We start from the raw sequence: 10719 nt of genomic DNA, 5'->3' as shown, positions 1-10719 counted from the left end.
ACCGTCACGGTGAAGTTCAACGCGGTCGAGGACGCCTCGCTGCAGACCTCCTTCGTGATCGACGACACCGCCGTCCAGACCGGCTGACCCACCCCCACCCGAGCCGCCCCCCGGTGCCCGGCGCACCGGGGGGCGGCACCGGCGCGCTCACGCCGGGGCGAGGCCCAGCGCGGTCCGGCTCTCGCCCACCAGGCGGAGCGAGCCGAGCACCACGATCAGCCCGCCGGGGCCCACCAGTTCGGCCGCCCGGCGCAGCGCGGCGCCGGTGTCGGGGGCAGTGTGGGCGCGGTCCCGCCGGAGGGCGGGCACCTGGGTGCGCAGCGCGTCGGGGTCGGCCGCGTCGGGGGAGCCGGTCCGGGTGAGCACCAGCGGCCACGGCACGGGCAGCGGGGCGAGCATCTCCGGAACGTCCTTGTCGCGCATCGCGGCGAAGACGACGGCGGTCGACGGGCCGCCGGGGACGGCCGTGGCGAGGCGTTCGATCTCGGGCACCACGGTGGCCATGCCCTGCGGGTTGGTGGCGCCGTCCAGCAGCACCCGGCCGCGCCAGCCGTCCAGCCTGGCCTCGGCGAGCAGTTCGAGGCGGCCGGGCCAACGGGTGGCGGCCAGGGCCGAACGCAGCGGTCCGTCGGACGGCGGGCGGACGTGGCCGCGGTCGGCGAGCGCGGCGGCGGTGGCCAGGCCCAGGGCCAGGTTGTGGTGCTGGTGGGCGCCGGGCAGCGGGCAGGGCAGGGCGCGGTGCCCGCCGAGCGGGGTGGTGACGTCCAGGAGACCGTCGGACCGGTCGGTGTAGCGGACCTCCCGGTCGACCTGCCAGCGCGTCAGACCGCTGCGCCCGGCCAGCACCTCCTCGACGCCGGCCTGCGCCCGCGAGGACAGGCGGCCGAGGACGAGGTGCTCGCCGTCGCGCACCGCACCGGCCTTGGCGGCGGCGATCCGCTCCAGGGTGTCGCCGAGGATCCCGGCGTGGTCCAGGCCGATGCTGGTGATCACCTTGACGTCGAGGTCCAGGAAGCGGACCGCCGCGCCGCGCCCCCCGATGCTCGCCTCGGCCACCACCCGGGTCACCCCGGCCCGGCGGAAGTGCGCGGCGGCGACCGCGGTGCACATGGCGGCGGCGCCCAGCGGCAGCCGGTGCTCCCCGATCACCGCCAGCACCTCGCGGTAGGCCGCCGCGTACGCGTCCCGGCCGATCGGCCGTCCGCCGACCCGGATCCGCTCCCGCGGCTCCTGCAGGTGCGGACTCGGCATGCTGCCGACCCGCTCCCCGGACGCGGACAGCGCCGAGACCGCGAAGGCGGCGGTGGAACCCTTCCCGTTGGTCCCGATCACCATGGCCCCGCGCAGCCCGTCCTGCGGGCGGCCGAGCCCGGTGAGCACACCGGGGAGGTTCCGCCGCCGGGCCACCCGCTCGGCGGGGTCGAGTCCGTACAGCCCGGCGAGGTGTTCCGCGCACTGCTGGTAGTCCACGGGGGCCATGCTCCCACCGACCCCCCGGCGGAGCGGGGCGACAACGACCACGACCACCCGGACGGGCCACGCCTGGCGGCCCCGGCCCCGGCGCTCCGCCTGCGCGCTCTCCCCGCCGACCCGCCTTCGTGCCGCACCCGCCGCCGTCCGGGCAGGGCTCGGCCGCGCCCCGCGAGCGCCCGTTCCTCCGCGTCGGCCAGCCGGAAGCAGACCGGCGGCAGGGCGAGTTCGAGCACCGTCAGGACCACCTGGAACCAGTGCGCCCGGCACGCGCCCGGCACCGGCCCGCCAGGCGTGGCAGCCGGAACTGGCGACGCCCAGGACCTCAGCACGGCCGCTGGACGCCGGGCTGGCGGCGTGGGCGGAGGGGAAGTCCCAGCGGCGGGCCCTCACTTCCCCTCCCGCGCGAAAGAGGCTGCTGCCCGGCGCAGGACCTCCCCTCGGCCTGCCATTGGCGCGCGGCCTCGCGAAGCCGCGGGCTGTTCCGGGAAATCGACCCCGTCATCCGCGAACGCGTCCTCACGCTGCGGGTCACCCCGGGAGACCTCGTGGTGTTCACCCGGGCAGCCGCCCGCCGAGGGCGTACGACCTGTTGCCGCCTCGTGGCGCTTCGCCGGGCGTTTCCTCCCTGTGCTTTCTCCGGTCCCGGGGTCGGAGTCCTTCGTCGACGTGCCCTCGGCCTGTTGCGGGGTCAGTCGATGGTGAGGGTGGCGATGCTGTCGATCCGGGAGACCGTTCCCAGGCCGAGGGTGCACGCGAGGACGTCGGCCGAGGGGGCGACGAGCTGGTACACGGCGGTGTCGCCCGTGAACAGGCCGGAGGTGACCGTGCCCGTCACGGTGGTGGTGAGTGCGGCTCCGGCGAGGTTGACGGTCCTGGTTCCGGTGACGACGGTGGTGGCGCCGTTGTTCCAGGTGAAGCTGATGGTGGTGGGGGCGGAATTGAGGAGGGTGAGGCAGGAGTAGGAGGGGATGGTCACCTGGTGGACCGTCACGGGGGCCGAGTTGACGGCCGGCACACTCACCGAGGTACAGGTGTTCAGGTCCCGGGTGATGGTCACCGTCGTGGCGGCGGGTGTCAGACCCAGGGGCGGTGAGTAGGAGGAGGAGTCGTTGCTCGGCGCCGTGCAGAGGACGTCCCCTGCCGCTGCCTGGGCGGGCGGCCCGGCTGTGATCGTGGCCGCGGCCAGGGCGAGTGCGCCGAGCAGGCCGCCGATGACGGTGTGACGTCTCATCGCGGAGTTCCTTTCCTGGTTGTCCGATAGGGGGCGGGCGTTCCGGGTGGCGTGTTCTCCGGGCACCGCAGCGCGTCCGGCCACCACGGCGTTGTGTCGGGGGTGCCCGGCCCGGCGGCGCAGGCGGTGGGGTCGAGGATGCGGAAGAGGGCGGCCTGTTCGGCCCGGTGGCCGGAGAAGCGGCCGGCGGTGATCGTTCCGCTGCGGGCGGACGTGCCGGTGCCGTCGACGACGGTGAGGGTCACGGAGGGGGAGAGCGTGTTCGTCTGCCCGTCGTCCCAGGTGAGGACCCGGGTTCCCCTCAGCGTGGAGCGTGCCGTCGTGCACGGACGGGAGGGTTGTTGATGCTCTCGTCGTACCGTGCGGACAGCACGGTCGTGCCGACGGCGACGCGGAGGCCGGGCGAGCCGGCCCCGGCGCCCAGCGGCCCGAGCGCGCACACGGCTCCCGGGGCCGCGACGCCTGCCACGTTTCGAAGCGTATTCACGGACCGACTCCTCGGACTGCGTGCCGGGGCGAGAGGTTCCCCGTCCGCGGTACTGCGGGAAGGTCTCCGAAGCCTGGCAGCCCCCGAGCGCACAAGTACAGGAGGAATTCAGGACGAAAGAGATGTGCCTGGAAGGACGGTTGGTATTTCTGTGGGCCCGTTCTCCGGCGTGTTCGGCAACGACCGGGAAGGACGCGAGAATCCTTTCCGGCGCACCGCCCCGTGGCATTGTCCGGAAACGTCCCGCTCCGGTCGGGAGGCGGCCCGTCACCGTTTTTTTAACGCAGGCGTGAAACTGAACGAGAGCCCGTCCCGGTCCCCTGGTCGGCGGATCCTCGACGGGTCAGTATGGGAAGGTACGAGCAGCCGAGGTCCCGTCCCGCTCCTCCTGCTTCCTCCCGGGGCGCCGGAGCCCCGTCGAGCAGGTCGCGGCCGAGCCCCCCGCCGTCCGCGAGACGTGGGCCGACTTCCCGCCGCAGCGCGGGGGCGGTGACCCGCAGACCAGACCGGCCGTCACGTGCGCCGGTACCGGCACCACCACCTACACACCCGGACTGGCCGACACCCCCAGAACGTGGTCTGCGCGGTCCCGGAGCAGCCGTCCTCCGGCGCCTTCAACGGCGACTCCCCGGTCGTCGCCGACGTCTTCGTCAACGCCGACCTCACCGCGTGCGACAGTCCCGCCGGCCGCACCGGTCGCAGCGGACCCGCCGAGAGGCCGGTCTCGCGTCGCAGCCGCGCCTCCGGCCGGCGCGGGGCGCAAAGGCCGTCAACGCGCAGCGTCGCACGGCACCAGGTCCTGCGAACAGGAGAAGAAGATGCGCTTCATCAGCGGTGAGAACCCGCCGTACGAACTGACCTTCGCCGATGTGTTCCTGTTGCCCCAGGACTACACGGGGGGCTCCCGGCAGTCGGTGGACATCACCCCCACCGACCCGCTGCCCACCACCCTGCCGCTGGTGGCCTCCGACATGCTGGCGGTGACCGGTCGGCGCACGGCCGAGACGCTGGCCCGGCGCGGTGGGGTGGCGGTCCTCTCCCACGACCTGGCCGAGCGCGACGTGCGGGAGTGCATCGACTCGGTCAAGGCCGCGCACCCGTTGTGGCAGACGGCCCCGGCCGTGGGCGCCGACACCCGGGCCGCGGACGTGCGGCACCTGGCCAATGCCCACGGGCACGGCTTCACCGTGGTGACCGACGGCTCGGCACACGCGGTGGGAACGGTGCCCGCCGGCCGGCTGCGGGCGGCGCAGGGCCACGAGCGGCTGGGGGGCCTCGCCGTCGACACCCCTGTCCTCGACCCCGGTACCGCGCCCCGGGACGCCTTCGCGTTCCTGACCGAGCGGGGGGCCGACGTCGCCCTCGTGGACCGGCCCGGCCACCCGGGCACCATCGCCACCCCGCGCGGGATGGTGCGGTCCCTGGTGTTCGCGCCCGCCCTGGACGGCTCCGGCAGGCTGCTCACCGCCGTGGCGGTCGGCATGAGCGGTGACGCGGTGGGGCGGGCGGAGCGCTGTGTGGCCCACGGCGCCGACGTGGTGGTCCTGCACACCCCGCACGCCGCCCAGGCGCCCGCCCGCGAGGTGGTGGCACGCCTGCGCGAACGCATCGGCGACCGCGTCCTCGTTGCCGGTGTCGCCGTCACCGGGGAGGCCACGGAGGCCCTCATCGGCGCGGGGGCCGACGTCGTCAAGGTCGGCCTGGGTGGAGGCGCGATGTGCACGACCCGGATGATGACCGGCGTGGGCCGGCCGCAGTTCACCGCCGTCCAGGAGTGCGCCGAAGCCGCCCGTGCCCTGGGGCGGACGGTGTGGTCCGACGGCGGGGTGCGCCACCCGCGTGACGTGGTGCTGGCCCTGGCCGCGGGCGCGTCCTCCGTCATGGTGGGCTCGTGGTTCGCCCGCACCCTGGAGAGCCCGCCGCCACTGCTCCGCGGTGTCACGGGGGAGGCGTACAAGGAGTCCTTCGGCATCGCGTCGAGGAAGGCCGTGGCCGACCGGTCCGCGCACATGGAGCCGCTGGAGCGCGAACTGGCCTCCTACTTCGACGAGGGCCTGAGCACGAGCCGGCTCGGGATCGACCCGGAACGGCCGGGCCTGGAGGACGTCGTCGACCGCATCGCGGCCGGACTGCGCAGCGGCTGCACCTACGCGGGGGCCACCTCGCTCGCCGAGCTCCACGAGCGGGCCGTGATCGGCCTGCAGTCCGGCGCCGGATACGCCGAGGGCGCCGCCCTCCCCCACGGCTGGTGACGCGGTGCGACCGACCCGCCGCCTGGTCCTGTGGGACGTCGACTACACCCTGGTGGACGCGTCCGGCGCCACGCACCTCGCCTTCGCCCGCGCGTTCCGGGCCCTGTTCGGACGCCCCCTGGAAGCGCAGGTGGTGATGGCGGGCAGGTGCGAGGCCGCGGTGGTCCCTGATCTCCTCCGGCACAACGGAGTCCTCGACGCGGACCGGCACACGCCCGCGTTCCTGCGCGCCGTGCGGGCCGAGGCTGCCACGGTGCGGGCGCACACCGCGCGGTACGGACGGTTGATGCCGGGAGCCGACGAGGCGCTCGCGGCCGTGGCCGCCGAGCCGGGGACGGTGTCCGCCGTGGTGACCGGCAACTCGCGGACCGCCGCGGTCGCCAAACTGTCGGCGTTCGGCCTCGACGGCCGGATCCGCCTGGAGGCCAGCGCCTTCGGCGACGAAGCCGCCCGGCGCGGCGATTTGGTGCGTCTCGCGATCCGGCGCGCCGAGGACCCCGGCGCCGACGTGACGGGTGCGTGGGCGGTCCCCGCGGTCATCGGGGACACGCCCGAGGACGTGCGGGCGGCCCGCGAAGCCGGTGCGACGGCCGTGGGCGTGGCCACCGGCGTGCACGACCGGGCCGAACTGGAGCGCGCCGGTGCGGTGCACGTCCTCGGAAGCCTGCGGGAGCTGGAAGCGCTGAGGGCGATCGTGCGGCTTCCCGCAGTCGGCTGAACCGACGACGACCGTGCTCCACGCGGCCACCCGCGACGCTCGGCCCCCTCTCGGCGGCCCCGCCCCGCTCCCGAGCACGTCGGAAGCGGGGCGGGGCCGCCGGGCGGGCTCAGGGCAGGATCGACAGGGTTGCCGTGCCCGTCTGGGAGGACACGCCGGCGCCGGCGCAGGCCGTCAGGCTGAGCGCGGGCAGCACGATGACCCGAGTGGCCTCGCTTCCCTGGCCGAGGCCGGCGGTGACGGTGCCGAGCGAGGTGACGGTCGTGGTGCCGTCGACGGCACGGACCACGTTGCTCACGCCGAAGGTGATCGTCGAGGTGGCCGAGGTGTTCCACGTGTAGGTGGTCACCGCGGTGTGCGCGGGCTGGGCGGTGAGCAGGCACCCGGCGTCCTCGGCGAAGACGGCGCTGGTGCTTCCGCTGCTCACTCCGGTCGACAGCGACGTGCAGCTGTAGTTCTCCGTGATGCTCGCCGACGTGGGCTGCGTGGTGTTGGTCATCGCCGGGCTGTAGGAGGCGGTCTGGCTTCCTACCGCGCAGGTGATGTCCACCGGCGAGGCATGAGCGGTCGTGGAGACGCTCAGCACGCCTGCCACCAGGCCGACGGCGAGCGAGGAGGCGACTGCTGTACGCGGCAGGAGTGTCATCTTGACCTTCTCTTCGAGGGGGGAGGAACACGACGGGCGAAAGCCGACGGGAACGGGGACGGGGCGTCCTGACGCCCGGTCGGCTCGGTACCGGGTGTCGCCGGGGACCGGGTCCTTCGGCGCGGGTGGGTCAGGGGGCAACGGAGGGGGTCAGGGTTTTCCGCCGTCGATGACGATCTCGGTGCCGGTCAGGTAGCTCGCGGCGGGTGAGAGGCAGAAGGCGGCGGTGCGGCCGAACTCCTCGGGACGGCCGTGGCGGCGCAGGGCGGTGGCCGCGGGGCTCTCGCCGGGCCCGAGGGGCGCCCCTTCGGTGGGGAAGCGGCCGGGGAGCAGGGACAGGACGCGGATGCCGCGGGGGCCCAGTTCGGCGGCGAGGCTGCGGGCGGCCATGGCCAGGCCGGGGCGCAGTCCGGTGGAGAGGGCGAAGCCGGGGAGCGGGGCTCTGGCGGAGGTGGACAGGAGCAGGCCGAGGGCGCCGTCGGCGGGGAGTGCGGGGGCAACGGTCCTGGCGCACCGCAGCACCGCGAGGAACAGGAGTTCGAAGTGGGTGCGCCAGTCCTGGTCGGTGGCGTCCAGGACGGTGCCGCGGCCACTGCTCCCGGTGCCGAGCAGGCCTCCGTCGAGTCGGCCGAAGACCCGGTGGGCGGTTCGGACAAGTAGGTCGGGCGTGGCCGGGTCCAGCAGGTCGGCGGCCACGCCCGCCGCGTGCCCAGGGGGCAGCTGGTCGACGGCCCGGTGCAGGCGGTCGGGGTCGCGTGCGCACAGCACGACCTTGGCGCCGTCGTCCACCAGAGCCCGCGCGGCGGCGAAGCCGAGTCCGCTGCTCGCACCGGTGAGCAGGTAGCAGCGGCCGGAGAGTCCGAGGTCCACGGTCTCAGCGGTCCGGGTCCGCGACGGGGGCGAAGCGGTGTTCCTCCCCGTGCCGCCAGGGGAAGTAGTGCAGGGCCCAGCGGCGCAGGCAGTTGACGTAGAGGGCGAGGGCGGCCGTCACCGATCGGAACTCCTCCTTGGTGCGCAGGCCGGGCAGGACGCGGTGGGTGCGGTGCACGAGGTCGTGGAGGTCGTGGAAGCCGCAGTGGCCGAGGAAGTCGGTCTGCATGGCGGTGAGCCGGGGCAGCAGCGTGCGCAGCGCGCCGAGGGGGACGTCCGGGTCGAAGGTGGCGGCGACGAGCGGGTTGAGGGTGGTGGAGCCGAGCAGACGCAGTTCGCCGTTGACGTAGACCAGGGTGGAGAAGTACTGGCCGCGGCTGCCGAGCGGGACGTCTCCGCGGTGCAGGGCGAGGAGGTCGGGGGGTGGGGTCAGCCAGGCGCGTTCGGTGTGCGCGTGGAGGTCGTCGAGCAGGGCTTGGGCGTCGGGGTCGGTGACGCCGGGCTGGCGGGGCAGCCGCCAGTGGTCGGCGGGCTCGCCGTGGCGGGTGACGCGCACTTCGAGGACCCGCTTGGTGCGGTAGACCGATTCCCAGGATCGTTCGGCGACCTGGCGCAGGGTCGCGAGGTCCTCCTCGGGAACGCGGGCGACGCGGGCGCAGACGGTGGGTTCGAGGAGCGGCGCGTACTTGATCAGCAGGTGTTGGAGGCGGGAGAGGTACACACTGCCGTCGGGGGCGAGGCTGCGGTCCTCGGGGGTCCGGTGCGGTGCGTGGACGGGTTCGGAGCCGGGGGCCAGGTGGTAGAAGTGGCCGTCGGCCACGACGGCGTGGCTCTGGACGCTGCGGTAGGGGAGCATGTCCCACCAGACACTGGCGAGTTCGGGGTTGAGGTCTTCGGTGAGGATCGCGGTGACCTTCGCATCGAGCGCGGGCCAGGCGATGTCCACGCGTTTCACGGCTTCCTCCCGGGGAGGCGGGGCCGGGGCCGGCGGGCGGGCCGGAGCTCCGGCGTGTCGGTCAGAGCAGGTGTCGGGGGCCGAGGGCGGCCAGGACCCGGGAGGGGCCCCGGAAGACGCTGGCACGGCCGGAGCGCTGGGCGGGGTCGTCATCGGAGGTGCGCGCGCCGGGGAACCGGAGGGCGAGGGTGGAGAGCAGGGTGTCGGCCAGGGCGTACACGAGTGGCACGCCGACGCAGCGATGGGCTCCGTGGCCGAACTGGAGGTGGCGGTTGGGGGTGCGCTCCAGGTCGAGGCGCGCGGGGTCGGCAAAGACGGCGGGGTCGCGGTCGGCCAGGGCGAGCGAGACGATCACGATGTCGCCCGTCGCGATCGGGACGCCTGCCAGGACGGTGTCGGTGCGGGCGAAGCGCCACACCCCGCGCACGATCGGGCCGTCGAACCGCAGGTACTCGTCGGTGACCAGCCGACGGTTCCGCGGTGTGCGGCAGTACGCCGACCAGCCGTCCCGGGAGAGCACGCCCAGCAGCAGCGTGGCGAGGAAGTCGGCGGTGCTCCGGCGCCCGGCCCCGTACATCTGCAGCAGGACGTCGGCCCACTCGTCCGACGGCGTGTCACCGCGCAGGCCCGGGGCGCTCTGATCGCCGGACCCCGACAGCGGTGCGGTGCGGACGTGCCGACGCAGTGTCAGGCGCGCTTCGGTGATCCCGGCCCGCGCGCCGGCGCTCGTCATCGGGCGCAGGAGGTGGTCGGCGTGGGCGCGCAGTGCGGTGTCGGCCTGGTCCGGGAGGCCGAGGAACGCCGTGGTGGTCTCGTCGACCAGCGGCTCGATCAGGTCGGATAGGAGGTCGGTGGTGCTCCCGGGGGCCAGGGCATCGACGAGTTCCGCGCACCGGTCCGCGGCGTGCCGACGGAAGGCCGGCAGGGTGCCGCCGGAGGAGGCACGCAGGACTTCGGCGCGCAGCCTGGTGTGGTCGGGCGGGTCCTTGTCGATCAGGCCCAGGCGCATGGGCGACACGTGCGCGGCCAGGTCCGGATGGACGTGCCGTTGGTCGCTGGCGAGTTCGGGGGCGCTCAAGGCGGCGACGGCGGCCGCGTACGTGGTGACCCACCAGACGTCGAACCGTTCGTACAACCGCACGCGGACGACCGGTCCGACGGTCCGCAGGCGTTCCAGCACCGGGTAGGGGTCGATCAGGGACCCGGGGTCGTCGGACAGGTGGCGGACCGGGCACCGCTCATCGCGGTCCGCCTGACCACCTGTCGTCTCCTGGCGCATGAATGATCCCGTCGAGGATAGGGGACGGAGCCGAGCGAGCCGTCGTCCACCAGTGGTGCGCCGGGTACCCGCTCGCCTTCCCGTCCGTGCTGACGGCTCCGTCGTTCGCTGTCGACGGCGGAATGGAACCCTCCCGCCGCCTGCGCGCTTCTCCGAGCGGAGGGTGTTCGGTGGTGCTGTTCAACTGACCCCCGCGATCGAGACGGGTGCTGAATTCCCGGGTGCCGCAAGAAGCCCCCGCGCACGGGCCGGGAGCCGCGGGGTCGGCCGGGTCGGGTGGATCCGCCCGTCGCGCGGGTGCCCAGGAGGCCCGATGTGGTGCTCGCCGTTCGTCGCGACCGGAAGGACGTTCCCATGGTCACTCCTCCAGCGGCCGGTGACCAGCGGTCCGGGGCCGGATCCTCGCTAAGTTCTACGAGGGCGTTAAGGAGCCGCTCTCGTACTGGTTCCGGTGAGCGCCAGTCCGATCAGGACGACGCGGCGCTCGCGCCCTGCGACCGGGCGCAGGTGCGGGCGGGGGCTCGGTGGCCGGGGCGGTGACGTGGGGGCGGACAACGAGGCCCGGGGCGCCGACCGGCGATCAGCCGTCCTCCCGTCCTGCGGGAACGCTCCCCGGGCTGCGGGGAGCAGGGAGTCGGAGTGGGTGCGGGGAGGTGACCTGCCCGGGTCGGCGGCCGGTGGGACGCCGTCGACCAGGGCGAGGGTCCGGGTGGCGTCGTTGGCGTTGGCGGCGGTGGTGACCAGATGGAGCGGGACGCCGCCGCCGTCGCTGGTCAGGTGGTGTTCGCTGCCGCTCTGGTGGCGGTCG

9 protein-coding genes and 1 pseudogene are annotated in these 10719 nt (G+C 74.4%); 3 read left to right on the top strand and 7 right to left on the bottom strand.

All coding sequences use genetic code 11. The features are described 5' to 3' along the window. A pseudogene (locus tag ACZ3J7_RS26790) lies at positions 1 to 87 on the top strand (neutral zinc metalloprotease); the annotation flags it as partial. A gap of 60 nt (positions 88 to 147) precedes the next feature. On the opposite strand, the gene ACZ3J7_RS26785 reads toward ACZ3J7_RS26790, so the two are convergent. From ACZ3J7_RS26785 to ACZ3J7_RS26775, 3 genes are all read right to left on the bottom strand, one after another. Beyond that, positions 148 to 1479 carry a bifunctional folylpolyglutamate synthase/dihydrofolate synthase gene (locus tag ACZ3J7_RS26785; protein WP_465625501.1) on the bottom strand — a complete coding sequence of 444 codons (1332 nt, stop codon included), beginning with the start codon at positions 1477 to 1479 and terminating at the stop codon, positions 148 to 150. A 682-nt stretch (positions 1480 to 2161) separates the two neighbouring features. Beyond that, on the bottom strand, positions 2162 to 2704 hold the full coding sequence (locus ACZ3J7_RS26780; protein ID WP_465625499.1) for a hypothetical protein: 543 nt from the start codon (positions 2702 to 2704) through the stop codon (positions 2162 to 2164). Then, positions 2701 to 2949 (bottom strand): hypothetical protein, encoded by a 249-nt coding sequence (locus ACZ3J7_RS26775; RefSeq protein WP_465625498.1) that lies wholly within the window; start codon positions 2947 to 2949, stop codon positions 2701 to 2703. Before ACZ3J7_RS26775 ends, ACZ3J7_RS26780 begins: the two co-directional genes overlap by 4 nt. Before the next feature lie 1060 nt (positions 2950 to 4009). Here ACZ3J7_RS26775 and ACZ3J7_RS26770 point away from each other — a divergent pair. Further along, positions 4010 to 5443: an IMP dehydrogenase gene (locus ACZ3J7_RS26770; RefSeq protein WP_465625496.1), complete on the top strand. Its 1434-nt coding sequence runs from the start codon at positions 4010 to 4012 to the stop codon at positions 5441 to 5443. A 4-nt stretch (positions 5444 to 5447) separates the two neighbouring features. Next, positions 5448 to 6161, top strand: coding sequence for an HAD family hydrolase (locus ACZ3J7_RS26765; RefSeq protein ID WP_465625494.1), 714 nt, complete (start codon positions 5448 to 5450; stop codon positions 6159 to 6161). 109 nt (positions 6162 to 6270) lie between these two features. On the opposite strand, the gene ACZ3J7_RS26760 is transcribed toward ACZ3J7_RS26765, so the two are convergent. The 4 genes from ACZ3J7_RS26760 to ACZ3J7_RS26745 form a co-directional block, all read right to left on the bottom strand. Next, the gene (locus ACZ3J7_RS26760; RefSeq protein WP_465625493.1) at positions 6271 to 6807 is read right to left on the bottom strand and encodes a hypothetical protein; all 537 of its coding nucleotides are present in this window, start codon (positions 6805 to 6807) and stop codon (positions 6271 to 6273) included. Between the two features lie 150 nt (positions 6808 to 6957). Beyond that, the gene (locus tag ACZ3J7_RS26755; RefSeq protein WP_465625491.1) at positions 6958 to 7677 is read right to left on the bottom strand and encodes an SDR family NAD(P)-dependent oxidoreductase; all 720 of its coding nucleotides are present in this window, start codon (positions 7675 to 7677) and stop codon (positions 6958 to 6960) included. A gap of 4 nt (positions 7678 to 7681) precedes the next feature. After that, positions 7682 to 8632, bottom strand: a complete 951-nt coding sequence (locus ACZ3J7_RS26750) for a cucumopine synthase-related protein (RefSeq protein WP_465625489.1) — start codon at positions 8630 to 8632, stop codon at positions 7682 to 7684. Between the two features lie 61 nt (positions 8633 to 8693). Next, positions 8694 to 9911 (bottom strand): cytochrome P450, encoded by a 1218-nt coding sequence (locus ACZ3J7_RS26745; RefSeq protein WP_465625488.1) that lies wholly within the window; start codon positions 9909 to 9911, stop codon positions 8694 to 8696. Positions 9912 to 10719: the final 808 nt, after the last annotated feature.

The sequence above is a fragment of the Kitasatospora sp. NPDC015121 genome, from assembly GCF_055562955.1.
The sequence above is the reverse complement of the archived record's forward strand: the minus strand, read 5'-3'. Positions and strand labels throughout refer to the sequence as shown.

What these genes read in the sequence shown, in the direction of transcription:
- ACZ3J7_RS26785 (WP_465625501.1), bottom strand. Translation starts at nt 1,479, where the DNA reads ATGGCCCCCGTGGACTACCAGCAGTGCGCGGAACACCTCGCCGGGCTG.
- ACZ3J7_RS26780 (WP_465625499.1), bottom strand. Translation starts at nt 2,704, where the DNA reads ATGAGACGTCACACCGTCATCGGCGGCCTGCTCGGCGCACTCGCCCTG.
- ACZ3J7_RS26770 (WP_465625496.1), top strand. Translation starts at nt 4,010, where the DNA reads ATGCGCTTCATCAGCGGTGAGAACCCGCCGTACGAACTGACCTTCGCC.
- ACZ3J7_RS26760 (WP_465625493.1), bottom strand. Translation starts at nt 6,807, where the DNA reads ATGACACTCCTGCCGCGTACAGCAGTCGCCTCCTCGCTCGCCGTCGGC.
- ACZ3J7_RS26745 (WP_465625488.1), bottom strand. Translation starts at nt 9,911, where the DNA reads ATGCGCCAGGAGACGACAGGTGGTCAGGCGGACCGCGATGAGCGGTGC.